The organism is Streptomyces sp. NPDC028907, assembly GCF_055564995.1.
This window is the reverse complement of the sequence record NZ_JBVHVE010000006.1, coordinates 93,076-119,136: the sequence shown is the minus strand read 5'-3', so window position 1 is coordinate 119,136 and position 26,061 is coordinate 93,076. Positions and strand designations below refer to the sequence as shown.

The 26,061-nt window shown below is 70.0% G+C and carries 26 protein-coding genes; 14 read left to right on the top strand and 12 right to left on the bottom strand.

Features of this window, described 5'->3' with window-relative positions:
- Nucleotides 1-92: 92 nt before the first annotated feature.
- A complete protein-coding gene (locus ACZ4UU_RS19570) occupies nucleotides 93-707 on the bottom strand; it encodes a hypothetical protein (protein ID WP_468041307.1) in 615 nt (204 codons plus the stop codon).
- A 215-nt stretch (nucleotides 708-922) separates the two neighbouring features.
- On the opposite strand from ACZ4UU_RS19570, the gene ACZ4UU_RS19565 reads away from it, so the two are divergent.
- The 3 genes from ACZ4UU_RS19565 to hutH all read left to right on the top strand — a co-directional run bounded on the left by ACZ4UU_RS19565 (nucleotide 923) and on the right by hutH (nucleotide 4,686).
- Nucleotides 923-1,723 carry an enoyl-CoA hydratase/isomerase family protein gene (locus tag ACZ4UU_RS19565; RefSeq protein ID WP_468041305.1) on the top strand — a complete coding sequence of 267 codons (801 nt, stop codon included), beginning with the start codon at nucleotides 923-925 and terminating at the stop codon, nucleotides 1,721-1,723.
- A gap of 103 nt (nucleotides 1,724-1,826) precedes the next feature.
- Complete coding sequence (locus tag ACZ4UU_RS19560) at nucleotides 1,827-2,972, top strand: GGDEF domain-containing protein (RefSeq protein ID WP_468041304.1); 1,146 nt, start codon at nucleotides 1,827-1,829, stop codon at nucleotides 2,970-2,972.
- Nucleotides 2,973-3,147: 175 nt separating this feature from the next.
- Nucleotides 3,148-4,686, top strand: coding sequence for a histidine ammonia-lyase (gene hutH, locus ACZ4UU_RS19555; RefSeq protein ID WP_471905077.1), 1,539 nt, complete (start codon nucleotides 3,148-3,150; stop codon nucleotides 4,684-4,686).
- A gap of 54 nt (nucleotides 4,687-4,740) precedes the next feature.
- Here hutH and ACZ4UU_RS19550 read toward each other — a convergent pair whose 3' ends face one another.
- Together ACZ4UU_RS19550 and ACZ4UU_RS19545 are read right to left on the bottom strand one after the other, a co-directional pair.
- On the bottom strand, nucleotides 4,741-5,499 hold the full coding sequence (locus tag ACZ4UU_RS19550) for a hypothetical protein (protein WP_468041302.1): 759 nt from the start codon (nucleotides 5,497-5,499) through the stop codon (nucleotides 4,741-4,743).
- Nucleotides 5,500-5,541: 42 nt separating this feature from the next.
- Nucleotides 5,542-5,835 (bottom strand): hypothetical protein, encoded by a 294-nt coding sequence (locus ACZ4UU_RS19545; RefSeq protein WP_471905076.1) that lies wholly within the window; start codon nucleotides 5,833-5,835, stop codon nucleotides 5,542-5,544.
- Nucleotides 5,836-5,986: 151 nt separating this feature from the next.
- Here ACZ4UU_RS19545 and ACZ4UU_RS19540 point away from each other — a divergent pair, with 151 nt between their 5' ends.
- The 5 genes from ACZ4UU_RS19540 (at nucleotide 5,987) to ACZ4UU_RS19520 (ending at nucleotide 13,938) form a co-directional block, all read left to right on the top strand.
- Nucleotides 5,987-6,340, top strand: a complete 354-nt coding sequence (locus ACZ4UU_RS19540; RefSeq protein ID WP_468041300.1) for a hypothetical protein — start codon at nucleotides 5,987-5,989, stop codon at nucleotides 6,338-6,340.
- 221 nt (nucleotides 6,341-6,561) lie between these two features.
- Nucleotides 6,562-7,812 carry a L,D-transpeptidase gene (locus tag ACZ4UU_RS19535; RefSeq protein WP_468041299.1) on the top strand — a complete coding sequence of 417 codons (1,251 nt, stop codon included), beginning with the start codon at nucleotides 6,562-6,564 and terminating at the stop codon, nucleotides 7,810-7,812.
- A gap of 157 nt (nucleotides 7,813-7,969) precedes the next feature.
- Nucleotides 7,970-9,448, top strand: coding sequence for an ABC transporter permease (locus ACZ4UU_RS19530; protein ID WP_468041297.1), 1,479 nt, complete (start codon nucleotides 7,970-7,972; stop codon nucleotides 9,446-9,448).
- A gap of 290 nt (nucleotides 9,449-9,738) precedes the next feature.
- Nucleotides 9,739-10,422 carry an ABC transporter ATP-binding protein gene (locus tag ACZ4UU_RS19525; RefSeq protein ID WP_468041296.1) on the top strand — a complete coding sequence of 228 codons (684 nt, stop codon included), beginning with the start codon at nucleotides 9,739-9,741 and terminating at the stop codon, nucleotides 10,420-10,422.
- 234 nt (nucleotides 10,423-10,656) lie between these two features.
- Nucleotides 10,657-13,938, top strand: a complete 3,282-nt coding sequence (locus ACZ4UU_RS19520; RefSeq protein WP_468041294.1) for a S8 family peptidase — start codon at nucleotides 10,657-10,659, stop codon at nucleotides 13,936-13,938.
- Nucleotides 13,939-14,058: 120 nt separating this feature from the next.
- Here ACZ4UU_RS19520 and ACZ4UU_RS19515 read toward each other — a convergent pair whose 3' ends face one another.
- Both ACZ4UU_RS19515 and ACZ4UU_RS19510 read right to left on the bottom strand, forming a co-directional pair.
- Nucleotides 14,059-14,442 (bottom strand): VOC family protein, encoded by a 384-nt coding sequence (locus ACZ4UU_RS19515; RefSeq protein ID WP_468041293.1) that lies wholly within the window; start codon nucleotides 14,440-14,442, stop codon nucleotides 14,059-14,061.
- A gap of 219 nt (nucleotides 14,443-14,661) precedes the next feature.
- Nucleotides 14,662-15,702: an NAD(P)-dependent alcohol dehydrogenase gene (locus ACZ4UU_RS19510; protein WP_468041292.1), complete on the bottom strand. Its 1,041-nt coding sequence runs from the start codon at nucleotides 15,700-15,702 to the stop codon at nucleotides 14,662-14,664.
- Nucleotides 15,703-15,874: 172 nt separating this feature from the next.
- Between ACZ4UU_RS19510 and ACZ4UU_RS19505 the strand changes: the two genes are divergently transcribed.
- Complete coding sequence (locus tag ACZ4UU_RS19505; protein WP_468041290.1) at nucleotides 15,875-16,810, top strand: helix-turn-helix domain-containing protein; 936 nt, start codon at nucleotides 15,875-15,877, stop codon at nucleotides 16,808-16,810.
- 51 nt (nucleotides 16,811-16,861) lie between these two features.
- Here ACZ4UU_RS19505 and ACZ4UU_RS19500 read toward each other — a convergent pair whose 3' ends face one another.
- The 4 genes from ACZ4UU_RS19500 to ACZ4UU_RS19485 all read right to left on the bottom strand — a co-directional run bounded on the left by ACZ4UU_RS19500 (nucleotide 16,862) and on the right by ACZ4UU_RS19485 (nucleotide 19,784).
- A complete protein-coding gene (locus ACZ4UU_RS19500; protein WP_468041289.1) occupies nucleotides 16,862-17,326 on the bottom strand; it encodes an SRPBCC family protein in 465 nt (154 codons plus the stop codon).
- Nucleotides 17,327-17,413: 87 nt separating this feature from the next.
- Nucleotides 17,414-17,899: a DUF3885 domain-containing protein gene (locus ACZ4UU_RS19495; protein WP_468041287.1), complete on the bottom strand. Its 486-nt coding sequence runs from the start codon at nucleotides 17,897-17,899 to the stop codon at nucleotides 17,414-17,416.
- Nucleotides 17,896-18,561: a peptide-methionine (S)-S-oxide reductase MsrA gene (msrA, locus tag ACZ4UU_RS19490; RefSeq protein ID WP_468041286.1), complete on the bottom strand. Its 666-nt coding sequence runs from the start codon at nucleotides 18,559-18,561 to the stop codon at nucleotides 17,896-17,898. Before msrA ends, ACZ4UU_RS19495 begins: the two co-directional genes overlap by 4 nt.
- A gap of 104 nt (nucleotides 18,562-18,665) precedes the next feature.
- The gene (locus ACZ4UU_RS19485; RefSeq protein ID WP_468041285.1) at nucleotides 18,666-19,784 is read right to left on the bottom strand and encodes a hypothetical protein; all 1,119 of its coding nucleotides are present in this window, start codon (nucleotides 19,782-19,784) and stop codon (nucleotides 18,666-18,668) included.
- A gap of 132 nt (nucleotides 19,785-19,916) precedes the next feature.
- Here ACZ4UU_RS19485 and ACZ4UU_RS19480 point away from each other — a divergent pair, with 132 nt between their 5' ends.
- Complete coding sequence (locus ACZ4UU_RS19480; RefSeq protein WP_468041284.1) at nucleotides 19,917-21,071, top strand: cystathionine gamma-synthase; 1,155 nt, start codon at nucleotides 19,917-19,919, stop codon at nucleotides 21,069-21,071.
- 9 nt (nucleotides 21,072-21,080) lie between these two features.
- Here ACZ4UU_RS19480 and ACZ4UU_RS19475 read toward each other — a convergent pair whose 3' ends face one another.
- From ACZ4UU_RS19475 to ACZ4UU_RS19465, 3 genes are all read right to left on the bottom strand, one after another.
- A complete protein-coding gene (locus ACZ4UU_RS19475; protein WP_468041282.1) occupies nucleotides 21,081-21,329 on the bottom strand; it encodes a hypothetical protein in 249 nt (82 codons plus the stop codon).
- Nucleotides 21,326-21,808 carry a sigma factor-like helix-turn-helix DNA-binding protein gene (locus ACZ4UU_RS19470; RefSeq protein WP_468041281.1) on the bottom strand — a complete coding sequence of 161 codons (483 nt, stop codon included), beginning with the start codon at nucleotides 21,806-21,808 and terminating at the stop codon, nucleotides 21,326-21,328. The genes ACZ4UU_RS19475 and ACZ4UU_RS19470 overlap by 4 nt, the downstream gene beginning before the upstream one ends.
- Nucleotides 21,809-21,917: 109 nt before the next feature.
- The gene (locus tag ACZ4UU_RS19465) at nucleotides 21,918-22,424 is read right to left on the bottom strand and encodes a MarR family winged helix-turn-helix transcriptional regulator (protein ID WP_471905075.1); all 507 of its coding nucleotides are present in this window, start codon (nucleotides 22,422-22,424) and stop codon (nucleotides 21,918-21,920) included.
- Nucleotides 22,425-22,587: 163 nt separating this feature from the next.
- Here ACZ4UU_RS19465 and ilvA point away from each other — a divergent pair, with 163 nt between their 5' ends.
- The 4 genes from ilvA (at nucleotide 22,588) to ACZ4UU_RS19445 (ending at nucleotide 25,982) form a co-directional block, all read left to right on the top strand.
- Nucleotides 22,588-23,817, top strand: coding sequence for a threonine ammonia-lyase (ilvA, locus tag ACZ4UU_RS19460; protein ID WP_468041280.1), 1,230 nt, complete (start codon nucleotides 22,588-22,590; stop codon nucleotides 23,815-23,817).
- 187 nt (nucleotides 23,818-24,004) lie between these two features.
- A complete protein-coding gene (locus ACZ4UU_RS19455; RefSeq protein ID WP_468041278.1) occupies nucleotides 24,005-24,985 on the top strand; it encodes an ATP-binding cassette domain-containing protein in 981 nt (326 codons plus the stop codon).
- A complete protein-coding gene (locus tag ACZ4UU_RS19450; RefSeq protein ID WP_468041277.1) occupies nucleotides 24,982-25,185 on the top strand; it encodes an integral membrane transport protein in 204 nt (67 codons plus the stop codon). The genes ACZ4UU_RS19455 and ACZ4UU_RS19450 overlap by 4 nt, the downstream gene beginning before the upstream one ends.
- The gene (locus ACZ4UU_RS19445) at nucleotides 25,182-25,982 is read left to right on the top strand and encodes an ABC transporter permease (RefSeq protein WP_468041276.1); all 801 of its coding nucleotides are present in this window, start codon (nucleotides 25,182-25,184) and stop codon (nucleotides 25,980-25,982) included. The genes ACZ4UU_RS19450 and ACZ4UU_RS19445 overlap by 4 nt, the downstream gene beginning before the upstream one ends.
- Nucleotides 25,983-26,061 lie beyond the last annotated feature (79 nt).

Sequence of the window (26,061 nt, the reverse complement as noted above, 5' to 3'; positions counted from 1 at the left end):
GCGGGTGCGTTGTGGCTTGTCGCGCCCGCGCGGCGGAGCCGCACATTGATACAGCCCCGCGCCCCTTCAGGGCGTTGCTGTGCTCGGGTTTTTCAGTCGTCGTTCGTTACGCGGTCCACGCACAGGCCGATGATCGGTACGCAGACTGAGTCCTCGGCGGGGTGATCCGGCTGGGGGGTCGGGGGGTTTGTCGTCGGTCGGCTGGGGGGTGGGGTGGGGGTCGGCCGGGGTGCCTGGTCGGTCGGTGCTGGTGGGCGGGGCGCGGTCGGGGTGGCGGTCGGCGTCGTGACGGGGCGTGGCGGGGGGTTGGTCGTCGGTACGACGATCGTCGTCGATGTCGGTGTCGTGTTCAGGCCGCCCATGGCGGAGGTTGCGGACGGGCTCGACGTCGGGACTGTGGCGGCGGCGTTTGCCGAGCGGTCCGTGTCCGTGTCCGTGGGCGTAACCGTGTCTGCGCTGGTGACGGAGTCCGAGGTCGGCTCGGTCTCCGTTGCGCCCAGGCCCGCCACCTCCGCCTCGGGCGTCAGGCGTACGAGGCTCAGGGCGCCGGCCGCCAGGGCGAGGCCGCCGGCTGCCAGGAGGACCTTGCGGGGGCGGGGGCGGCGGTGACGACCGCGGGGGCCGAAGAGGCGGGCACCGGTCTGGCCGTCCTCACCGGCCGTCCCCGCTTCCGTCGTTCGCGTCGCTGTTTCCGTCGTCCCGCTCATCCCAGCCCCTCCCCGCCCGCTCGCGCCCCCGATGCGCCGTGGCTCGCGCACGTTATGCGCTGGCGTCGGCGGTAGGGCGGGAGTTGGGCGGGATGTCACTCGAACGGGGTGTCGGAGCTCGACTCGGGGATCGCGCATGGCGGCTCTTTCCCCGGAGGGGCCCGGCTGCGATGATCGGGGCGAGTGTTGTTAACCCGCGTTAATCGGAGGGTGTCATGAGCGAGGAGCGGTACGGGGAGTTCGTGCTGGTGCGGCGGCACGGGGAGGGGCATGTCGCGGAACTCGCCCTCGACCGGCCCAAGGCCATGAACGCCGTGTCGACGGACATGGCCCGTTCGATCGCGGGGGCGTGTGCGGCGCTGGGCGCGGACCGTGACGTACGGGTGGTGGTGCTGACCTCGACCCATGAGCGGGCGTTCTGTGTCGGGGCGGATCTGAAGGAGCGGAACTCTTTCAGTGACGCCGATCTGGTGCGGCAGCGGCCCGTGGCGCGAGGGGCCTACACGGGGGTGCTGGAGCTGCCGGTGCCGACGATCGCGGCGGTGCACGGATTCGCGTTGGGGGGTGGCTTCGAGCTGGCGCTGTCGTGCGATGTGATCGTGGCGGACCGTACGGCCGTGGTGGGGCTGCCCGAGGTGTCGGTCGGGGTGATTCCGGGCGGTGGGGGGACGCAGCTGCTGCCGCGGCGGGTGGGGGCGGCCCGGGCGGCCGAGCTGATCTTCACGGCGCGGCGGGTCGAGGCCGTGGAGGCGCGGGAGCTGGGGCTGGTCGACGAGCTGGTCGAGGCGGGGCGCGACCGGGAGGAGGCGTTGGCGCTGGGGGCGCGGATCGCCGCGAACTCGCCCGTGGGGTTGCGCAACGCCAAGCGGGCGCTGCGGCTCGGGCACGGGCTGGATCTGCGGGCCGGCCTGGAGGTCGAGGACTCGGCCTGGCGGGCCACGGCGTTCTCCGGGGACCGGGCGGAGGGGGTCGCGGCGTTCAACGAGAAGCGGAAGCCGCAGTGGCCGGGTGAGTGAGTGCGCGCTGTCGCGGCGCCGGATGCCGTGTCTGTGCGCCGGTGACCTCCCCGTTCGCCACACCAACGTCCCAAATCGGGGTAAAACTCCCTAACCTGGAGTGATGGGTGAGGACAGACGGCTCGCGGCCGTGGTGGCGTTGGCGCAGGGGATGGCGGCGGCGCACACCCCGCGTGAGTCCTGGCGGGCGGCGGCGCTCGGGGCGTGTCGGGCGTTGGGCGGGAGTTTCGCCGCGCTGTCGGTGTGGGAGCGGGAGCTCGGGCGGTTGCGGGTGCTCGTGAACGTGGGGGACCGCGCGGAGGGCGAGGAGGAGTTCCCGGGGGACGAGGCCTATCCGGTGCATCAGTTCCCGGAGATCGCCGAGTTCCTGCACGAGCGGTGGGCCGCCGGGGGTGAGCCCAACGCCTGGGTGGAGACGGCCGAGGGGCCCGCGAGCGGGCATCCCGGGTACTGCCATCAGCGGGTCGCCGCTCTTCGGCGGCGTGGGCGGGGGTGCTGTGTGGTCGCCCCGCTCGTGCTGAACGGGCGGGCCTGGGGGGAGCTGTATGTCGCCCGTCCGGCCGGTGCGCCCGTCTTCGATCGGGGGGACGCCGATTTCGCCACCGTGCTCGCCTCCGTGGTGGCGGCGGGGCTCGCGCAGAGTGAGCGGCTGGAGGAGGCCCGGCGGTTGGCCTTCACCGATGCGCTGACCGGGCTGGCGAATCGGCGGGCCGTCGATGTGCGGTTGGAGGAGGCGATCGAGCGGCATCGCGGTGAGGGGGTCGTGGTCAGCCTTGTCGTCTGTGACCTCAATGGGCTCAAGCGGGTCAACGACACCCAGGGGCATGCGGTCGGGGACCGGCTGTTGGAGCGGTTCGGGTCGGTGCTTTCGGTGTGCGGGGCCATGTTGCCGGGGGCGCTGGCCGCGCGGCTCGGGGGTGACGAGTTCTGCCTGCTGGCTGTCGGGCCGGCCGCGGATGAGGTGGTGAAGGCCGCGGATCAACTGTGCCGGCGGGCGGGGGAGTTGGAGTTGGGGGAGGGGGTGGCCTGTGGGGTCGCTTCCACCGAGGACGCGATCGGGGTCGTGCGGTCCGCGCGGCGGTTGTTCCGGTTGGCTGATGCCGCGCAGTACCGGGCCAAGGCGGTACGGGCCGGGCGGCCTGTGGTGGCGGGGCGGGAGGGGCCGGACGACCCTGTCGTGCGCCTTGCCGACGAGCCCTTCGGGGAGGGGAGCGCGGAACGGCGCCGCTTCCGGGGCCGGCTGCCGTGAGTTCCTCGCCCCCGCCGCCCCTACCCGTCCCGTCCCTGGGGCGAAGCCCCCGGAAAGGGGCGCGGGGAACTGCGCTACCAGGCCACGACGGCGCCGCAGCCGAAACGGTAAGGGTCGTACCGCCCACCCACTAGTGACATCTTCGTCTTCACTGCGTACGCTCCTGAATATGGATATGCACTCTGTGGTGGTGGGGACGTCCGGGGTCACCGCGTCCGACGTTCTCGCCGTGGCGCGCGGCGGCGCAAGGATCGAGCTCTCGCCGGAGGCCGTCGCGGCGCTCACCGCGGCCCGCGAGATCGTGGAGGCGCTGGCGGCCAAGCCGGACCCCGTCTACGGCGTCTCCACCGGTTTCGGGGCCCTGGCGACCCGGCACATCAGCCAGGAGCTGCGGGCCCAGCTGCAGCGCAACATCGTTCGTTCGCACGCCGCCGGGATGGGGCCGCGCGTGGAGCGGGAGGTCGTGCGGGCGCTGATGTTCCTGCGGCTCAAGACCGTCTGCTCGGGGCACACCGGCGTGCGGCCCGAGGTCGCGCAGACCATGGCCGACATCCTCAACGCCGGTATCACTCCCGTCGTCCACGAGTACGGCTCGCTGGGCTGCTCCGGTGACCTCGCCCCCCTGTCGCACTGCGCCCTCACGCTGATGGGGGAGGGGGACGCCGAGGGGCCGGACGGCACCGTACGGCCCGCCGGGGAGCTGCTCGCCGCGCACGGAATCGCGCCCGTCGAGCTGCGTGAGAAGGAAGGGCTCGCCCTTCTCAACGGCACCGACGGCATGCTCGGGATGCTCGTCATGGCCCTCGCCGATCTTGACCTTCTCTACAAGTCCGCCGACGTCACCGCCGCGCTGAGCCTTGAAGCGCTCCTCGGTACCGACAAGGTGCTCGCGCCCGAGCTGCACGCCATCCGGCCGCACCCGGGGCAGGGCGCCTCCGCCGCCAACATGCTGGCCGTGCTGAAGGGTTCGGGACTGACCGGGCACCATCAGGACGACGCGCCGCGCGTGCAGGACGCGTACTCGGTGCGGTGTGCCCCACAGGTCGCCGGGGCCGGGCGGGACACCTTGGCGCACGCTCGGCTGGTCGCCGAGCGGGAGCTGGCGTCGGCCGTCGACAATCCCGTCGTTCTGCCCGACGGGCGCGTCGAGTCCAACGGGAACTTCCACGGGGCGCCCGTCGCCTACGTCCTCGACTTCCTCGCCATCGCCGTCGCCGACCTCGCCTCCATCGCCGAGCGGCGCACCGACCGGCTGCTGGACAAGAACCGCAGCCACGGGCTGCCGCCGTTCCTCGCCGACGACGCGGGCGTCGACTCGGGGCTGATGATCGCCCAGTACACGCAGGCCGCCCTGGTCAGCGAGTTGAAGCGGCTGGCCGTGCCCGCCTCCGCCGACTCCATTCCGTCCTCCGCCATGCAGGAGGACCACGTCTCCATGGGCTGGTCGGCCGCGCGCAAGCTCCGTACCGCCGTGGACAACCTCACCCGTGTGCTCGCCGTGGAGCTGTACGCCGCCACCCGGGCCATCGAACTGCGGGAAGGGCTCGCCCCCGCGCCGGCCTCGCAGGCCGTCCTCGACGCCGTACGGGCCGCCGGGGTCCAGGGCGCCGGTCCGGACCGGTTCCTGGCGCCCGACCTCGCGGCGGCCGACGCGTTCGTGCGCGGCGGAGAGTTGGTCGCCGCGGCGGAGAAGGTCACCGGGCCGCTCCAGTGACGCGAGAGGGGCCCTGTCGTACGGTCGACAGGGCCCCGGTGCGGTCGGAACGGGTTACTTCAGCTTGGCGGCCTGCGCGTCGATGAGAGCGGCCGGGACGTCGTACGCCTTGTCGGTCATCATCAGACCGAGGTTGATCGTGTAGTACGTGGCGATGGTGCTGCCGTGTCGCACCACCTCGACGTGCGTGGTGCTCACATCGCCGTCGTCGTCGCTCACCGCGGCGAACGCCACCGACTCGTCACCGGTGCCGGATCCCTTCTCCGAAGTGATCTTGGTGAGCTTCTGGTCGGTGCCCTGCATGACGACGGGGAAGCCGCCGGGGCAGCTCTCCACCGCGTCCGCCACGGACTTGAAGGTCTCCTCGGCGCCGGACCCGTCGTACGACGACAGGCCCACGACCGTCACGTCGATGCTCATCGCGTCGGTGAGCGAGTCCTCGAACTCGCCCTCGCTCAGGTCCTCCAGCGACTTGGAGGCACTGTCGGTGGGCTTCTTCTCCTCCGTGGTCACCACGGCCGTGCTCGAGGCCGCGTCACCCGGCGCCAGACCGCCCATCGCGTAGGCGAGCGGTTGGCACTTCGCCTCGCTGCTCTTGACCTGGTCCTTGGACTTCGGCAGCCGCTTGCCGGAGGCGTCCACCTTGTAACCGTCGACATCGCCCTGCGCGATGATCGACTTCTTCAGCTCCGCGGCCGAGAGCGCCTTCGCGTCGGAACCGCCGGAGTCACCCCCGCAACCCGTGACAAGGGCGAGCGACAGCACGCTCACGGCAACCGTGGCGGCTACACGCACGCCCGATGATCTCTTCATGGGCGGACTATGAAGCCCGGGTGAAGGGAGCGTCAAGTTGATTTAAAAACCGAGACGTTCCCGGCGAACCGAATACGCGACGAAGCCCGCGCCCAGCGCGAGGGAGACGGTCCCGCCGACGATGTACGGCGTGGTGTCGAAGCTGCCGGTGTCGGCGAGCCGGGTGCCGTTCGCCGTGGTGTCCGCGCTCTCGGACGTGGCCCGCGCCTGCTGGGTGACCTGGGACGTGGGGGCCGTCGAAGGCTCCGCTCTGCCCGGATCGTCGCCCGTCGCGTTCGCGGAGGGCACGAACCACAGGGCGCCCAGCAGGGCTCCCGCGGCGGTGGCGGTCAGCAGCGATCGGCGTGCGGTGGACGACGATCGGTGAGCGGCGGACACGGAATATCGATCCCCTTGTGGTGCTGGCGAATTGGCCGTGTGGGGCGATGTTAGTGAAAGTCGCGGGTCACGGGAAAGTCACGGGAGAAAAGCGCCGTACGCTCCGGGCATGAGTACTCCAGAAACCTCACGTTTTGTACGGCTTCGCGTGGAACTCGTCCTCGAAGTGGACGACCGGGACGCCGTCACCAAGGCCGCGCTGCGGCGGATCGCCGACGACACGACCGTGCCGGCCGACGAGCGGACCCACGCCGAAGCCGCTGTGACGGAAGACACTGCGGAGGCCCTCGCCTATCTGGTCGATCCGTTCGACCTGGTCAGCGAGGTGCCCGGGGTCGACCTCGCACAGGCCTCCTGGTCCAGCGAGCACGTCGAGTACGACCCGGATTCGCCCGAGTGGGACCTCGACGAGGATGATGTGGACGAGGACTTCGACGGCGAAGGGGCCGGGCGGGCCGGCTGAGGCTTCTTGGGGAAATCGTGACCCCGGGCGGCAACCGCCGCCCGGGGTTCCGTCGTCTCATGGGGAGCACTGACCGACACCCGCACCACCGGCCTCGACAGGCGTGGTGTGCCCCACACGTACATGGGATGTGGAACGGGACGAACCGGTCGTAGCGTTGAAGATTCTTGACGGGGACTCTCGGGCGTTTTGGGGATTCGGGAACAATGGAGAAGCGTGTGATGACGAACAGTAAGCGGCGCAAGGGCCTCACGGTCGCGTCCGCACTGCTCGGCGGTGTCCTGGTGCTCTCGGCCTGCTCCGGCGGCGACGACAACGCCTCCGGCGGCGACGGCGGCGACAGCTCGCAGTCCAAGGTCGACGAGGCGGCGGCCAAGGAGACCTCCGCGGCGCAGATCAAGATCACGCCCGAGGACGGCACCGACAACGCCTCCATCAACAACTCCGCCGCCGTCACCGTGAGCAAGGGCACGCTCACCGACGTGACGATGACGACCGCCGAGGGGGCCGCGGTCGAGGGCGAGATATCCGCGGACAAGACCAGCTGGAAGCCCACCGCCCAGCTGGAGCGCTCCACGACCTACAAGGTCACCGTGACCGCGAAGGACGCCAAGGGCCTGGAGGCCCACGAGAACGCCTCCTTCACCACGGTCTCCCCGAAGAACAGCTTCCTCGGCTACTTCACGCCGGAGGACGGCTCCACGGTCGGCGTGGGCATGCCGGTCTCGATCAACTTCGACAAGTCGATCACCAACAAGGCGGCCGTCCAGAAGGGCGTCACCGTCACCTCGACCAGCGGCCAGGAAGTCGTCTGCCACTGGTTCAACGACACCCGCATGGACTGCCGGCCCGACGAGTACTGGAAGGGCGGCTCGACCGTCACCCTGAAGATGGCCCTGGACGGCGTCGAGGGCGCCGAGGGTGTCTACGGCGTCCAGGAGAAGACGGTCACCTTCAAGATCGGCCGCAACCAGATCTCGTACGTCGACGCGAAGACCAAGCAGATGAAGGTCACGCAGGACGGCAAGACCATCAAGACCATCCCGATCTCCGCAGGCTCCCCGGACAACAAGACCTACGAAGGCATCATGGTGATGTCCGAGAAGTTCAAGGAGACGCGCATGAACGGCGCGACCGTGGGCTTCACGGACGACGACGGCAAGGGCGAGTACGACATCAAGGACGTGCCGCACGCCATCCGCCTGTCCACCTCCGGCACCTTCATCCACGGCAACTACTGGGGCGCCAAGTCCATCTTCGGCAGCGTCAACACCAGCCACGGCTGCGTGGGCCTGTCCGACACCAAGGGTGCCAACGACAAGGGCACCGCGGGCTACTGGTTCTACAACAACTCGATGGTCGGCGACGTGGTGGTCGTGCAGAACACCGGTGACAAGACCATCGCCCCGGACAACGGCCTCAACGGCTGGAACATGGACTGGGCGCAGTGGAAGGCCGGTTCGGCGGTCTGACCGACGCCGGCGCGCAGCCGCCGCACAGCTCCCGCACAAGTGACCGATGCCGCCCCCAGGGGCGGCATCGGTGTTTCCGGGGATGCTCCCAGCCTTCTCATCCATCTCTTATTTCGGCCTTATCCAGTCATCACGCGCCGTCCCTAGCTTGCGGCGCATGTTCTTCACCTACCTGAGGCGCGAGCTGCGCCGCCGTAGAAAGGCGGCCCTCGTCGTCGCCTCCGGACTCGCGCTGGGTATCGCGTTGGTCATCGTGGTCAACTCCGTGTCGTCCGGCATGGGCCAGGCCCAGGACAAGGTCCTGCAGTCCCTGTACGGCCTGGGCACGGACATGACCGTCACCAAGGCCGCCGAGCCGGCCGCGAGCAGCTCCGAGCGGCCGCGGTTCCGGTTCGATGCGCAGGACGACGGCTCCGACGAGGAGCAGTCCAGCGACCGGGTGATGGTCCAGGGCTTCCAGACGCTCGCGAGCTCGACCGTCACCAAGGTCGGCTCGCAGGACGGGGTCTCGGACGCCGTGGGCGGGCTGAGCCTTCAGGTCGTCAAGGTCAGCGGGCAGTTCACGCGGGGTCAGTTCCAGCAGGACCAGGGCGGTGGCGGTCAGCAGGGCGGTGGACCCGGTCAGGGCGGGGGCGGCACCGGGCAGCCGCAGGGTGAAGTGCGCGGCGGTGGCGCCGACTTCGACGTCAACAGTTACTCCGTCTTCGGCACGGACGTCACCAAGCCGGCGCTCGGTCCGCTGACGTCGTCGAAGATCACCAGTGGCCGTACCTTCAGGACGACGGAGACGAACGCCGAGGTCGTGGTCGCCGACACCTCCTACGCCAAGGAGAAGAAGCTCAAGGTCGGCTCGACGGTCACCGTCAAGGGCACCGAGTTCAAGGTGATCGGCATCGCCACGCCCGACAGCGGGGACGCGGCCGCCAACCTCTACATCCCGCTGAAGCAGGCGCAGACGCTCGCCGACGCCAAGGACAAGGTCACCACCATCTACGTCAAGGCGTCCGACTCCCAGCGGATCGACGCCGTCAAGTCGGCCATCCAGAAGAACATCTCCGGTACGACGGTGACGACCTCCGCGGACCTCGCCGACACGGTGTCCGGCTCCCTGTCCACGGCGTCCTCGCTGGCGACGAGTGTCGGCAAGTGGCTGTCCATCGCGGTGCTCGTGGCCGCGTTCCTGGTCGCCGGTCTGCTCACCTCGTCGGCCGTCTCCCGCCGGGTGCGGGAGTTCGGCACGCTGAAGGCGCTGGGGTGGAAGTCGGGGCGGGTGACCCGGCAGGTGGTCGGTGAGGCCGTCGTCAACGGGCTGCTCGGCGGTGCGCTGGGGATCGCGGTGGGACTTGCGGGGGCGTACGTGGTGACCGCGATCAGCCCGACGCTCCAGGCTCAGCTGGGCGGTGGTGCCGGTGGCGGCATGGGCGGAGGGCCGGGGGGTGGCGGCGGCTTCGGCGGCGGCCCCGGTCGGCAGACGGCGTCCACGACACTGGACGTCGCCCTGACCGCGCCCGTCAGCCTCACGACGGTCGCCCTCGCGGTGGGCCTCGCGGTGACGGGTGGGCTGATCGCCGGCGCGTTCGGGGGGTGGCGGGCGTCTCGGCTGCGGCCTGCGGATGCGTTGCGGCGGGTCGAGTAGTCGTCGGGTTGCGTCGGTCGTCTGCGGTGAGTGGGGGCTGGTCGCGCAGTTCCCCGCGCCCCTTGAGGGTTGCAGTCCCGCCGACCGATCCGCGAACCCCTGGGGGGTTGCAGCCCCCGCTCGCCCCAGGGGCGCGGGGAACCGCGCACCCAGCCCTCATGCCCCGCAGTCACGGCCGACCGGTCCACAGCCCACCAGGGGCGCGGGGAACTGCGCGACCAGCCCCCACCCACCCGCAGCCGAGAACCACGCACACCACCCCCGACCCTCAACTCCCAGGAGCCACCACCATGTACGAGCTCAGAAACGTCACCAAGCGCTACACCCGGGGCAAGGACACTGTCCACGCCCTCGACGGAGTCGATCTCACCATCGCCGACGGGGACCGCCTCGTCATCCAGGGCCCCACCGGCGGCGGCAAATCCACCCTGCTCCAGATGCTCGGCGGACTGGACAGGCCCACCGCAGGTGAAGTCGTGCTCGATGGCACCGACCTGGCCAAGCTCCCCGAGGCCCGGCTGACAAAGGTCCGCAGCGAGAACATCGGCTTCGTCTTCCAGGCCTTCAACCTCATCCCCACCCTCACCGCACAGGAGAACGTCGAGACCGCCCTCGTCCCCCTCGGGATCAAGGCGAAGGAACGGCGCGAACGGGCCGCCGAGGCGCTGACGTCGGTCGGCCTCGGCGAGCGCCTCGGACATCTGCCGTCCGAGATGTCCGGCGGACAGCAGCAGCGCGTCGCCATCGCCCGCGCACTCGTCAAGCAGCCCAAGGTGCTGCTGGCCGACGAACCCACCGGAAACCTCGACGAGTCGATGCGCGACGAGATCATGGACGTACTCGAACGCATGTGGAAGGAACTCGGGTTGACCTTCATCATGGTCACCCACGATTCCGCGATCGCGAAAAAGGCCCCGCGGGTGGCCACCATCCGCAAGGGACGCATCAGTGTCAAGGAAAACGCGGGAGCGTAACTTGAGCACTGTGTAACGGAGTTCTCGCCGCCGCGTAACAGTTGACCGGCGTGCTTCTCACCTTCTTCTCATCTATTGAGGCCTTTGATCGCCCCTCGGCATACTGCGTATTCCGGGGGGTGATGTATGCGTATGTGATCTCCCCCGGCCGGGTGAAGGGGAATTCGCCTGGACCATCTGCAAGGGGGAATCTTGCGCAGACAACTCAAAAGCGTATGCGCGGCCTTTGTCGCCATGGCGGCCGCCGTGGCCCTCGCCTCGGGAATGACCAGCCCGGCGTCGGCCGAACCGGAACAGAGCACCTCCGGCACCGCTGATTCACTCACCTCTCCCCACCGCGTCACCCTGATCACGGGTGACCGGGTCGCCGTCGACGCCGAGGGCCGGGTGGTCGCCCTGGAGCGGGCGGAGGGGCGCCGGCACATACCCGTCCAGATCCGCGAGATCCGCGGGCACACCCTCGTGATCCCGGCCGACGCGGCTCGGCTGGTGGCGGCGGGCAAGCTCGACCAGCGACTGTTCGACGTCACCGAGCTGACCAAGTCCGCGATCCGTACCTCCCAGGCCAAGGGTCTGAAGGTCATCGTCGGATACAAGGGCACCGCCACCGGTGCCAAGGCTGACGTCCGCGACGCGGGCAAGCTGCGCCGGACCCTGAGGTCCCTGAACGCGGACGCGGTGCAGACCTCGCACCCGGACACGCCCGATCTGTGGGACGCGCTCACCAACGGGGACCGGACCGCCTCCGGTATCGCGCACGTGTGGCTCGACGGCGTCCGCAAGGCCAGCCTCGACAAGTCCGTGGCCCAGATCGGCGCCCCCAAGGCGTGGTCGGCCGGCTACGACGGCAAGGGCGTCAAGATCGCCGTCCTGGACACCGGTGTCGACGCGACCCATCCCGACCTCAAGGACCAGGTCGTCGCCGCCAAGAACTTCACCCCCGCTCCCACGGCCCAGGACAAGTACGGGCACGGCACGCACGTCGCGTCCATCGCGGCGGGCACCGGCGCTGCATCTCCCGCGGGGGCCGGCGGCAAGTACAAGGGCGTCGCACCCGGCGCCGACATCATCAGCGGCAAGGTCCTCGACGACGACGGCTTCGGCGACGACTCCGGCATCCTCGCCGGCATGGAGTGGGCCGCCGAGCAGGGCGCCCAGGTCGTCAACATGAGCCTGGGCGGCGCCGACTCCCCGGAGATCGACCCGCTGGAGGCTGCGGTCAACAAGCTGTCCGCCGAGAAGGGCATCCTCTTCGCGATCGCGGCGGGCAACGCCGGCCCGGAGAGCCTCGGTTCACCCGGCAGCGCGGAGGCTGCGCTCACCGTCGGAGCCGTCGACGACCAGGACGTGCTCGCGCCCTGGTCCAGCACCGGCCCCCGGCTCGGTGACGGCGCCGTCAAGCCGGACGTGACCGCGCCGGGCGTCGCCATCACGGCCGCGTCCGCCAAGGGCAGCATCGTCGAGCAGGAGGTCGGCGAGAACCCGCCCGGCTACCTGACCATCGAGGGCACGTCCATGGCGACCCCGCATGTCGCGGGCGCGGCGGCGATCCTGAAGCAGCAGCACCCGGACTGGACGTACGCCGAGCTCAAGAGCGCGCTGACCGGCTCCGCCAAGGGCGGCAAGTACACGCCGTTCCAGCAGGGCTCGGGCCGTATCCAGGTGGACAAGGCCATCAAGCAGACCGTGATCGCCGACCCGGCGTCGGTGAGCTTCGGTGTGCAGCAGTGGCCGCACACCGACGACAAGCCGGTCACCAGGAAGGTGACGTATCGCAACTTCGGCACCCAGGACGTCACGCTCACCCTCGCCGTGACGGCCACGGATCCCGAGGGCCGGCCGGCTCCCGAGGGCGCCTTCAAGCTGGGGGCGACGAAAGTGACGGTTCCGGCGGGCAGGGAGGCCGCCGTCGACCTCACCGTCAACACCAAGCTGGGAGGCACGGTCGACGGCGCCTACTCCGCGTACGTGACGGCGACGGGCGGCCGGCAGACCGTCCGTACGGCCGCCGCGGTGCAGCGCGAGGTGGAGTCCTACGACGTCACCGTCAGGCACATCGGCCGGGACGGCGAACCGGCGTCCGAGTACGACACCACCCTGTTCGGGTACTCGGGCCTGGCGACGAACCTGAACCAGAAGGTGCCGGTCACCGAGTCCGGCACCGTCAAGATGCGGCTGCCCAGGGGCTCGTATCTGCTGAACGCCTTCATCGACAAGAACCCGGACTCCTTCGAGGGCGGGCTCGACTGGCTGGTCCAGCCGAAGCTGGACCTCACCAGGAACACCTCCGTGACGATCGACGCCCGCACCACCAAGCCGGCCGACATCACCGTGCCGGACCCGCGGGCCAAGCAGGTGGCCGCCGCCGCCGACTACTTCTACGACCCGGTGGGCATCGGCCTCGGTATCAGCGTCGACACCTTCGCCAACCTGCGCATGGCGCACGTCGGCCCGGCGGTCGCGAGCGGCCTGAGCCAGACCTGGAACGGCCAGTGGACCAAGGGCGCGGACACCGAGTACAACGTGGCCACGGTCGCCAAGGTCAAGAAGATCCAGGGCAGCAAGGTCCGCCACTTCAAGGCGAGTGAGCTCGCCAAGGTGAAGAACGGCCTCGGCGCCGCGGCCCCCGGCAAGACCGGCGGGCTGCTCACCGCGGGCAGCTTCCCCGACGGCGGCATCGTCAGCGACCCGATCGAGCAGAGGCTGCCGGCGACGCGGACGGTGTACCTGTCCACGTCCGACAAGATCAAGTGGTCGTTCGACTTCGAGCAGTACGGCGGCCGGGACGCCGACGGCCTCCCGGTGATCGACGCGTCCTACGCCCTGGGGGAGTCGCGGACCTACAAGGCGGGTCAGAGCTACTCCAACACCTTCAACACGGCGGTCTTCGGCCCGCACATCGACAAGGACTACGGCCTGTTCCGCGAGGGCAACGACATCTACGGCCAGGTACCGGTGTTCGCGGACGGCGGCCGGCACGCGGGCTCCTCGGTCTTCACCTCGGCGACCACGAGCCTGTACCGCAACGGCACCAAGATCGGCAGCTACGACGACACGGTGTTCGGCGGCGGGACGTTCAAGGTCCCGGCCGGGGACGCCGAGTACAAGCTGACGACCTCGGTCAAGCGGAGCGTCAAGGTCGCGGCCGCCTCCACGCGGATCGACGCGAGCTGGACCTTCCGCTCCAAGAAGCCGTCCACCGAGCAGGCCGTGCTCCCGGCCTCCACGGTCCGCTTCAACGCCAAGACAGGGCTGGACAGCCGGGTCGAGGCCAACCGGAAGGTGACGTTCCCGGTCACCGTCGCGGGCGCGGCCGCGGGCAGCAACCTGAAGTCGCTGCACGTGTACGTGTCGTACGACAACGGCCAGACCTGGAAGAAGCTCGACGTCAGGAACGGCAAGATCACCGTGAAGAACCCGGCGAAGGGGAAGGCCGTCTCCTTCCACGCCAAGATCGCCGACAAGAAGGGCAACAAGTCGACGATCTCGATCTACAACGCGTACTACGGGAAGTAGCCGTAAGGCGTGAAGCGGGCCGCACGGCGTGAAACAGGCCGTCAGCGAACGCCCGCCGGAAGTGCGGCTTCCGGCGGGCGTTCGTGTTTCCGTGGGTTCATGCTGCGGGCTGAAAAGACGTCAGTCGCCGCTGCCGTACGGCCTTGTGAGGATCTCCAGGTTGTGGCCGTTCGGATCCTCGAAGTAGGTGCCGCGGCCGCCGTCGTTGTGGTTGATCTCGCCGGCGCGGCGGTGGTACGGGTCGGCCCAGTACGTCAGGCCGGCCTCCCGGATCCGGCCGAAGATCGTGTCGAAGTCGTCCTCCGACACCAGGAACGCGTAGTGCTGCGGCGTGATGGCGTCGCGGGAGTCCGCGTAGTCCAGGGTCACGCCGTTCGGGATCTCGACCGGGATGAACGGGCCGTACTGCGGGCTCACGTCCAGGCCCAGGATGTCGGCGAGAAACCGGGCCGAGGCCTGCTTGTCGTGCGCGGCGACGATGGTGTGGTTGAGCCGGACGGTCATCGGGGCTGCCTCCTCGTGTGCACGGTCCGGACGGGCTCCTGATCTCACGCTAGGCAAGGGGCGCCGGGCGGCGCATCGGTCCTGGGGAGGGGGTGGTTCTACTTCTGCGGTACTCCGCCCTCCGAAGTCGCGCGTTCCGCATGAGGTCGGCTGATCGCCGCCGATCTCGCCGCCCGGACCCTGCTGCCCCCGCTGGAGATCCCGGTCAGCGGCGGGACGTCAGATCGTCGCCGTGTCGATCACGAACCGGTAGCGCACATCGCTGCTCAGGACCCGCTCGTACGCCTCGTTGATCTGGTCGGCGTCGATCAGCTCGATCTCGGCGCCCAAGCCGTGCTCCGCGCAGAAGTCCAGCATCTCCTGGGTCTCGGCGATGCCGCCGATCATGGAGCCGGCGAGGGTCTTGTTGCCGCCGATGAGCGAGAACAGGTTCAGGGCGACGGGCTCCTCCGGGGCGCCCACGTTCACCAGGGCGCCGCCCGTCCGCAGCAGGCTGAGGTAGGCGCCGAAGTCCAGCGGCGCGGACACCGTGGAGAGGATCAGGTCGAAGGAGCCGGCGAGCTCCTCGAACGTCTTGGGGTCACTGGTCGCGTAGTAGTGGTCGGCGCCCAGCTTCAGGCCGTCGTCCTTCTTGCGCAGCGACTGGGAGAGGACGGTGACCTCGGCGCCCAGCGCGTGCGCGATCTTCACGCCCATGTGGCCGAGCCCGCCCAGGCCGACCACGGCGACCTTCCTGCCCGGGCCCGCGCCCCAGTGCTTCAGCGGCGAGTACGTGGTGATGCCCGCGCACAGCAGCGGCGCTGCGACGTCCAGGGGCAGACCGTCGGGGATCCGGACGACGAAGTTCTCGTCGACGACGACCTTCTCCGAGTAGCCGCCGTAGGTGGGCTCGCCGTCCTTGCCGATGGCGTTGTACGTGCCGACCGAGCCGCCGGTGCAGTGCTGCTCCGCGCCGGCCTTGCAGTTGTCGCACTCACGGCAGGAGTCGACCAGGCAGCCGACGCCCACGCGGTCGCCGACCTTGTACTTCGTGACGCCCGGGCCGACCTCGGAGACGACGCCCGCGATCTCGTGGCCGGGGACCATCGGGAAGATGGCCTCGCCCCAGCCCTCCCGGGCCTGGTGGATGTCGGAGTGGCAGATGCCCGCGAACTTGATGTCGATCAGCACGTCGTGCTCGCGGACGGCACGGCGCTCGATGGTGGTGCGCTCCAGCGGAGCCTTGGCGGCGGGTGCGGCGTACGCAGCGACAGTGGTCATGCCGGGGTTCTCCTAGCAGGGGGTTTCGCGCCCGGCTGCCTTCTGACCTGGGCGCGATGTCCAGCCTGCCGGGAGTTCGGGATGCCACCCAGACCACGGCTTTGCGTACGTTCGCCGGTCCTACCACTGGCGGGGTCAGGATCGTGGGCGTATGACCGGGAATACTTGAGGCATGGACGAAAACCCCGAATCCGCATCCGGCTCCGCCGCCGACACCGGCACGGGCCTCGACCGGCGTGCCGAGCTCAGCGAGTTTCTGCGCACCCGGCGTGCCCGGCTGAAGCCGGAGGACGTCGGGATGCCGGACTTCGGTCGCCACCGCAGGGTGCCGGGGCTGCGACGGGAGGAGCTGGCGCAGCTGGCCGGGGTGTCCGTGGCGTACTACACCCGCCTGGAACAGGGCAACGGGCGCAACGTCTCGGCGGAGGTCCTCGACGCCATCGCCCGGGCGCTGCGGCTGAACGACGCCGAGCACGCGCACCTCACGCACCTCGCGAAGCCGAAGCAGCACAAGAAGAAGCAGGTCACGCGGCCCGAGCAGGTACGGCCCGCGCTGCGGCAGCTGCTGGACTCGATCGACGGCGTGCCCGCGTACATCTCGGGCCGGCGCTCGGACATCCTCGCCTGGAACCGGATGGCGGCGGCGCTCTTCGGCGACTGGTCGGAGCTGCCGGCGCAGGAGCGGAACTGGGCGCGGCTGGTGTTCCTGCGGCCGGAGTACCGCGAGCTGTTCGTGGAGTGGGACCAGAAGGCGTCCGACATGGTCAGCTATCTGCGCATGGACGCGGGCTGCCACTCCGACGACCCGCGCCTGTCGGCCCTCGTCGGCGAACTCTCACTCAAGAGCGAGGAGTTCCGCCGGCTGTGGGCCACGCACGACGTCAAGGAGAAGACGTACGGCGTCAAGCACCTGCGGCATCCGCTGGTGGGCGAGCTGACCTTGAACTTCGAGTCGTTCCGCCTCGGCGACGGCACCGAACAGGTCCTGATCACGTACCACGCGGAGCCGGGGTCGCCCTCGGCGGAGGCCCTGCGGCTGCTGGCCAGCTGGGGGGCGGACGCGACGAAGGCGGGGTCGGGATCGGGAACCGGGGCTTCGGGGCCGTAGGTCGGAGGTGAGGGCCCGGGGGAGCCGGACGCGCGGGTCTCGGGCGGGCGGTCAGCGTCTGCGGCCCTCGACCGCCACCGCGACGTCTTCCAGGTCCTTCGCGACAGCCTTGCTCACCGCCCGGGCGCCCACCCCGCCCAGAACCTTGGCGAGCAGGCCCGTGACGCCGCCGGAGGCCACGCCCGTGAACGTCATACGGACCGTCGTCGCCGTCGGGCCGTCCGCCAGCAGCCGCCATTCCGAGACGTAGTGGGTGCCGTGCGACTCGGCCTCCACCACATAGCGCTCGGGCGGCTCGCAGGCCGTCACCCACATCTCCTCGGTGGCCTCCTTGCCGAACATGCGCCGCGTCTCACGCCACCGCGTGCCGACGCCGAAGACCCCGGCCGTGAGCACTTCGACGCGAGTGACCCCGCTGAGCACCTGCTCCATGCCCCGCAGATCGGTCAAGGACTCCCACACGGGCCCCTGGCCTGCGGCGATGCGCCGCTCCACGACGACGCTTGTGCTGGTCATGCCCTCCATGAAAGCAGCCGGGACCGACCGCCGCCCGACGACCGGGCCTGGACCGGTGACGCGATGACGCCGCGACGTTCCCGCGTGTCAGAGGCCGGAGGGGTGGCTGGAGAGCCAGGCGGCGTGCCGCTCACGCAGCTCGTCGCGCTCGGCGGCCGACGCGAGGACGACGTCCGCGCCGCCGTCGTACGGATGGTGGATGCGGCGCAGTTCCGTGTCGGTGACGAAGACCTCCACGAGCGTCTCGTCGGCGACGGCACGCAGCAGGTCGTCGGCGCAGCCGTGCCGCCAGCGACGCCGGTCGGCGTGGAGACGGGTGTGGGTGTGGAACTCCGGGTCCGGGTCGTCCTGGTCCGACTCGATCCACCAGCGGACGCTGCCGGGGTGGAGCTCCTGGCGTGGCGTCGGATAACCGGCGGGGCCGGTCGGCGCGTACGACCAGTCCATGGTCACGACGAACACGTCCAGGCCCGTGAACAGTTCGTCGAGGACCGTGTGGGCGACGGGCGGGCCCGACGGCCGCCTGGCCCGCCACGACTGTGCCAACCGCGTCGGGTTGACGCCCTCGCTCACCCGTCGGCCTTGGCCACACCTATCGGGCACGAGACGCCCGTGCCGCCGATCCCGCAGTAGCCCGCCGGGTTCTTGTCGAGGTACTGCTGGTGGTACGCCTCGGCCGGGTAGAAGGTCCGGCCCTGAGCCGGGAGGATCTCGGTGCTGATCGTGCCGTGGCCGGAGTCCGAGAGGACCTTCTGGTACGCCTCCCGGGAGGCCTCGGCCGTCTTCGCCTGTTCCGGGGTGTGTGTGTAGATCGCCGAGCGGTACTGCGTGCCCACGTCATTGCCCTGGCGGAAGCCCTGGGTGGGGTCGTGGGCCTCCCAGAAGGTCTTCAGGAGGCGGTCGTAGGAGATCACGGAGGGGTCGTACACCACGCGGACGACCTCCGTGTGACCGGTCAGGCCCGAGCACACCTCCTCGTAGGTGGGATGCTCGGTGTAGCCGCCCTGGTAGCCGACCAGGGTCGTCCACACACCCTCCGGGAGCTGCCAGAACTTGCGCTCGGCGCCCCAGAAGCAGCCCAGGCCGAAGTCGGCGGTCTCCAGGCCCTCGGGGTAGGGGCCGAGCAGCGGGTTGCCGAGGACGGTGTGGCGGTCGGGGACCGTGAAGATCGGTTCCGGACGGCCCTGCAGTGCCTGCTCGGGCGTGGGCAGGACGGGCGTACGGCCGAAGAGCATGAGGGTTCCTTCCTCGCGGGACACCTCCCAACCGGGCGGTACCCCGTTCAACGTACGGCCGGGCCCGCAGATTCCGCCCGGCGCCTTCGCCGCGGCCGACGGCCTCAGTGCGGGAGCGTCGCCGGGCTGCCGCCGTTCGCCTCGTAGCCCGCCACCGCCAGCGCGCGGTACACCGCGAACTCCGCCGCCGGGTCCGGGGAGAGCGTCCAGGGCAGCGCGCCGACATGGCCGTCGACGTGGACCAGCTGGTCCATGGCCTCCGCCCAGCGTTCGCCGCGGACCAGGAAGAAGACCAGCAGATGGCGTACGTGCGCAAGCATCGGGTCGTCGTGGCGGGCCGCGTGCGCCGCGAACAGCGCGCCGTGCATCGCCTTCGTCACGACCTCGCTCTGGTAGAAGCCACTGACCAGGTTCACCTCGGGCAGGTGCTCGAACACCGCGAACAGCGGCATCGCCGCGAGCAGGGAGCCCTGGGGCGCGCGGGCCGCCGCCGCTTCCGCGAAGTCGTACGCCAGCTGCCGCGAGCCGTGCCACTTCTCGCACCAGTAGTGCAGGGCCGCCAGATGCGCGCCCATGTGGGCCGGGGCCCGGTCCAGGATCTTCAGCCAGAGCTGCTCGAACTCCGGGCGGGCGTAGGCCAGTCCGCGGGCCACCGACAGCTCGATGATGTACGGGATCGGGTCACCCGGGGCCAGCAGCGCCGCGTCACCGCACGCCGACTTGGCCTCCTCCATGATGATCCGGAACTCGTCCGTGCCCGGCGTCGCCGTCCGCCACGCCTGCTGCACCAGGAACTCCGCGTGCACGGCCGCGCCGCCCGCGTCCTTGGGCTGCTCGGTGCGCCACACCCGCAGCCACTGGCCGCCCGGCGACTCACTGACCCCGCCCGGGCGCTGCTGCAGCTCCAGCGACGCGGCTCCGGCGAAGGCCTGCACCCGCTGCCAGCGCAGCTCGCCCTCCGTCTCGGTGCCCGCGAGCAGCTGGGAGGCCGCCTTGTAGTCCTGCGTGCGCTGCACCAGATCCAGGACGTCCAGCAGGTCCTGGTCGGGGCCGGGCATACGGACGTCCAGCTCCTCCTGGCGTACGAAGCCGTAGTTCGCCGGGTCCGCGGCGTCGGGGTGGCCCGGCGGGACCTGCTCGATCATGCCCCGCCGGCGCCGCATGAACGGCAGCACCACGAAGCCGAGCATGACCAGCGCTATCAGGACCCAGAGAATCTCCATGCCTCCAGCGTTCCAGACGACGCTGACAATTGGCCAACGGGTGTCGCCGACGGTCGGGCGGGGATGCCCGGTGCGGGCTGCCGGCCTTGCTGTGGGCGCATCCCTGTCGTTCGCGGACTACGCTCGGTGCCCATGAGTGACAGGCACATCAGTCAGCACTTCGAGACCCTGGCGATCCACGCGGGCAACACCGCCGACCCCCTCACCGGCGCGGTCGTCCCGCCGATCTACCAGGTCTCGACCTACAAGCAGGACGGCGTCGGGGGGCTACGCGGCGGTTACGAGTACAGCCGCAGCGCCAACCCCACCAGGACCGCCCTGGAAGAGAACCTCGCCGCCCTGGAGGGCGGTCGCCGCGGACTTGCGTTCGCGTCCGGACTGGCGGCCGAGGACTGCCTGTTGCGTACGCTGCTCAGCCCCGGCGACCACGTGGTCATCCCCAATGACGCCTACGGCGGCACGTTCCGGCTGTTCGCCAAGGTCGTCGCACGGTGGGGGGTGGAGTGGTCGGTCGCCGACACCAGCGATCCGGCCGCCGTGCGGGCAGCCATCACCCCGAAGACCAAGGTGGTGTGGGTCGAGACCCCCTCCAACCCGCTGCTGGGGATCACCGACATCGCCGCCGTCGCACAGATCGCCCGGGACGCCGGTGCGAAGCTCGTCGTCGACAACACCTTCGCCACGCCGTATCTCCAGCAGCCCCTGTCGTTGGGCGCGGACGTCGTCGTGCACTCGCTGACCAAGTACATGGGCGGCCACTCGGACGTCGTGGGCGGCGCGCTGATCGTCGGCGACACGGACCTGGGTGACGAGCTGGCCTTCCACCAGAACGCCATGGGTGCCGTGGCCGGGCCCTTCGACTCCTGGCTGGTGCTGCGCGGGACCAAGACGCTGTCGGTGCGCATGGACCGGCACAGCGAGAACGCCACGAAGATCGCCGACATGCTCACCCGGCACGCGCGCGTGACGCGTGTGCTCTACCCGGGCCTGCCCGACCACCCCGGTCACGAGGTCGCCGCCAAGCAGATGAAGGCGTTCGGTGGCATGGTCTCCTTCCGGGTCGAGGGCGGCGAGGAGGCGGCCGTCGAGGTCTGCAACCGCGCCAAGGTGTTCACGCTCGGTGAGTCCCTGGGGGGTGTCGAGTCGCTCATCGAGCACCCGGGGCGCATGACCCATGCCTCCGTGGCCGGCTCCGCCCTGGAGGTTCCCGCCGACCTCGTCCGGCTCTCCGTGGGCATCGAGAACGTCGAGGACCTCATCGAGGACCTTCAGCAGGCGCTGGGATAGCCCCCCGGCTCACCAGCCCGTCAGCGGTGGGGTCGTCTCCGACGGCGGCTCCACCCACGGGCGGGCCGTCACTGCCCAGACGGTGAACGCCACCGCGGCCGCGAGCAGGAGCAGCCACATCAGCAGTGCGGTGGCCCTTCTGCGGCGCAGCATGCGGCCGCCGCGTCGCAGGACCTCCGGGTACAGATCGGGCGGGACCGGGGTCGGCGAGCGCTCCATGATCCGGCGCGCGGCCGCTTCACGTCGGGCGCGGCTCACGAGGACACCGCCTTCGCGACCGGCACCGCCGGCGGGGTGTCCTGCGGATGCAGCAGGTGCGCCGTCGCCCGGTCGCAGATCGTCTGGACGCGTTCCCGGGGCAGGCCGAGCAGAGCCGCCGCCTGTTCCTCGGCGACCCCCTCGTACAGCCGTAGGACCAGGATCAGACGTTCCTGCGGGGAGAGCCGGGCCAGTGGGCTGTCGGGGTGCGGGTGGTGCCGACGCCACGTGGAACGGGCGAAGCGGGTGGCCAGGTGGCCGCGGGTGCGGTCGTACGGGTCCTCGCCGCGCAGTCCGTCCCAGCACGCGTACGTGTGCGCCAGGGACAGCGTCAGCAGGCGTCGCGCGCGTGGGTTGCGATCGGGCGGCTCAGCGGTGAGCAGCGTGGCGGCATGCATCAGCCGTCCGGCCGCACCCGCGACGAACGCCTCGAACTCGCGGTCCCGGCGGGCGTCCTGGACCACACGTCGTCGTCCCACCGCCCCTCCCGCCTGACCGACCCTGAGGAACCGGGCCCCGCATGAGGAGGACCCGGTTTCATATGAGGCCAGCCGCGGGCCCGGGTCAAGAGCCGGGACCGGATCACCCTCAGGACGCCGGGGGCGTCTCCGCGCCGGAGATTCCCTGCGCCGCCATCCGTGTGGAGAGCGCCGTGTTGAAGCGGGTCAGGAGCGAGCAGAACGCCTCGCGCTCCTCCGGCGCCCAGTCGTGCGTCAGCTCGGCCATCAACTGACGTCGCGACGAGCGCACTTCCTCCAGCCGCGACTGCCCGCGCGGGGAGAGCTGCAGCACCACAGCCCGGCCGTCCTCGGGGTGCGAGGTGCGCTTGACGAGGCCCGTGTCGACGAGGGGAGCCACCTGCCGGGTGACCGTCGACGAGTCGATCCCCATGCTCGCCGCCAGCGCCTTGACCCCCATGGGGCCCTCTTTGTCGAGACGGTTGAGCAGCAGGTATGCGGCGCGGTCCATGGAGTTGCGCACCTGACCGACGCCACCGAGCCGGGTCTGTTCGGCACGGCGGGCGAAGACCGCCACCTCGTGTTGCAGCGTGTCGAGGAGACCGCTGTCGGCGACGGTCGTCATGTCCATCGACATGTCGGGTGTTGTGGGCATGGCCGGGGGCTCACTTCATGAAGGGGGTGCTGGGTTGGGGGACAGGGTACGCGGCCCGGACCCGGGGTGTACCGGCGCTGCGCAAACCCATCTCGGTGCTTGGTCACAACAGGGCCTCGCGCCTGTGAACTGCGAGACTTGTGTCATGAGCTACAGCACGGCTGACTCCTTGCCTCCCGTCACGCTCGACGACGTACGGGGCGCCCAGAAGATGCTGACGGGCGTGGCACGGGTGACGGCGATGGAGGGCAGCAGGCACCTGTCCCAGCTGGTGGGCGCGCCGGTGCACTTCAAGTGCGAGAACCTCCAGCGGACAGGCTCGTTCAAGCTGCGCGGCGCGTATGTGCGGATCGCCGGGCTGCTGCCGGAGGAGCGGGCCGCGGGGGTCGTGGCCGCCAGCGCCGGCAACCACGCGCAGGGCGTCGCGCTCGCGTCGGCACTGCTCGGCGTCCGCTCGACCGTGTTCATGCCGAAGGGCGCCCCGCTGCCGAAGATCAGCGCCACCCGGGACTACGGCGCCGAGGTGCGTCTGCACGGTCAGGTGGTCGACGAGACGCTCGCCGCGGCGCAGGAGTACGCCGCCGAGACGGGCGCGGTCTTCATCCACCCCTTCGACCACCCCGACATCATCGCGGGCCAGGGCACGGTCGGCCTTGAGATCCTCGAACAGTGCCCCGAGGTGCGCACGATCGTCGTCGGCGTGGGCGGGGGCGGGCTCGTGGCGGGTGTCGCGGCGGCGGTGAAGACGCTGCGTCCCGACGTACGGATCGTGGGCGTGCAGGCGGCGGGCGCGGCGGCGTACCCGCCCTCGCTGGCGGCCGGACACCCGGTCGCCGTCGGCAACCCGGCGACGATGGCCGACGGCATCAAGGTCGGCCGGCCCGGTGACGTGCCGTTCCGACTCGTCCGCGACCTGGTCGACGAGGTCCGGACCGTCACCGAGGACGAGATCGCCACCGCCCTGCTGCTGTGCCTGGAGCGGGCCAAGCTGGTCGTCGAACCGGCCGGGGCCAGCCCCGTCGCCGCGCTGCTCAGCGACCCCGGGGCCTTCGAGGGCCCGGTCGTCGCGCTGCTCTCCGGCGGCAACGTCGACCCGGTGCTGCTCCAGCGCGTCCTGCGGCACGGTATGGCCGCGCAGGGCCGCTACCTGGCCGTACGGCTGCGGCTGACGGACCGGCCGGGCGCGCTCGCCACGCTGCTCGGGGTGTTGTCAGTGGTGGACGCTAACGTCCTCGATGTGAGCCATGTACGGACCGACCCACGGCTCGGGCTCACGGAGGCGGAGGTGGAGCTGCACCTGGAGACGAAGGGCCGTACGCACTGCGTCGAGGTCGGCCAGGCCCTGCGCGAGGCGGGCTACACCGTCATCGGCTGAGGTGCGGGTGCGCTGAGGTGTCAGCGTGCGAAAGCGCAGGTCGAAGGCCCCTTGTCACTCATTCGGGCAAGTCCGTTGTGAGACGCGATACATCGCGTTATGGTGTGTCTCGTGATTCCGCCACCCGGCGGAACGAAAAGTGCAAACCTAGGCTTTCCGAAGTTTCCCCGACGACGTGGAGATTCATATGCCAGGCGCCATCTATGCCGAAGGCCTGGTGAAGACCTTCGGTGACGTAAGGGCTCTGGACGGCGTCGACCTCGATGTCCCCGAGGGCACGGTCCTCGGCCTGCTCGGGCCGAACGGCGCGGGCAAGACGACGGCCGTCCGCTGCCTGACGACCCTGCTGCGCCCCGACAGCGGCTCGGCGGTCGTCGCGGGTATGGACGTCCTCAAGCATCCCGACGCGGTCCGCCGCTCCATCGGCCTGTCCGGCCAGTTCGCGGCGGTCGACGAGTACCTCACCGGCCGCGAGAACCTGCAGATGGTCGGCCAGCTCTACCAGATGAAGGCGAAGGCGGCGAAGGCCCGCGCGGACGAACTGCTGGCCCAGTTCGACCTCGCCGACGCCGCCGACCGCCCCACGAAGACCTACTCCGGCGGCATGCGCCGCCGCCTGGACCTGGCGGCCGCTCTGGTCGTCTCCCCGCCCGTGATGTTCATGGACGAACCGACGACCGGCCTCGACCCCCGCAACCGTCAGATGCTCTGGGAGGTCATCAAGCAGTTGGTCTCCGGCGGCACGACCCTGCTGCTGACCACCCAGTACCTCGAAGAGGCCGACCACCTCGCACACGACATCGCGGTCGTCGACCACGGCCATGTCATCGCCAAGGGCACCTCCGACCAGCTCAAGGCCCGCACCGGCGGCGAGCGCGTCGAGGTCGTGGTGCACGAGCGCGACGACATCCAGCCCGCCTCCGAGGTGCTGCGCGGCTTCGGCAAGGGGGACACCACGGTCGAGGAGCACATGCGCAAGCTCACCGTGCCGGTGACCGGAGGCGCCAAGCTCCTCGCCGAGGTCATCCGCGAGCTCGACACCCGCGGCATCGAGATCGACGACATCGGCCTGCGCCGCCCGACCCTCGACGACGTGTTCCTGTCCCTGACGGGCCATCTCGCGGAGGTCGGAAACGAGGCGAGCGACAAGAAGGAGGCCGCGAAGTGAGCGCCGTCACCGACGCCGTGCGGGTCGCACCGGCCACGAACCCGTTCAGCCAGTCCGTCCGGGACTCGATGGTCGTCGCGAAGCGCAATCTGATCCGGATGTCCCGGATTCCAGATCTTGTTCGCTCGTATCGGCCAGGATCCGTCTCGCTGCGCATCCGAGACTGGCTGAGCCACGCTTTGAAGGAGCAGGTGAAGTGAGCGCCATCAACGATTCCGCGGTGATCGCCCGTAGGAACTTGATTCGTATGGGCCGGATTCCCGAGATGCTCATTTTTGGGCTGATCCAGCCAATTATGTTCGTGGTGCTGTTCACCTACGTGTTCGGCGGCTCAATCCAGGTTGGCTCATCCAGCTCCACCCAGGCCTACCGCGAGTTCTTGATGGCCGGCATCTTCGCCCAAACTGTCACGTTCGCTACAGCGGGTGCGGGGGCGGGCATCGCCGACGATATGCACAAGGGCCTGATCGACCGCTTCCGCTCGCTGCCGATGGCTCGTGGTGCGGTGCTGACCGGGCGCACCTTCGCCGACCTGGTGCAGACGGCGCTCACCCTTGTCGTCCTGGCGGTCGTGGCCGTGATCGTCGGCTGGCGCACGCACGAGAACATCGGCAAGGTACTCGCTGGCTTCGGGCTGCTCCTGCTTCTCGGTTACGCGTTCTCGTGGATCGGTGCCCTCATCGGTTTGTCCGTGCGCACCCCTGAAGCAGCGACCTCGGGCGGCCTGATCTGGCTGTTTCCGCTGACGTTCATCTCGAACGCCTTCGTGGACGCGAACCAGATGCCCACCTTCCTGCGGCACATCGCGGAGTGGAACCCGTTCAGCGCCACGGTGCAGGCATGCCGGGAGCTGTTCGGCAACCTTCCTCCGGGCTTCCAGACTCCCGATGCCTGGCCCATGCAACACCCCGTGTGGGCCTCGTTGATCTGGTCGGTCGTGATCATCCTGATCTTCCGCACGCTCGCGGTGCGGAAGTACCGCCGGGCGACCGGTTGACGGCTTCCGGATCCTGTTTGTCAAGGTCGGCTAAGCGCTGTCCCATAAATGATCTACGACGGGTTCGTTGACCTGCCTG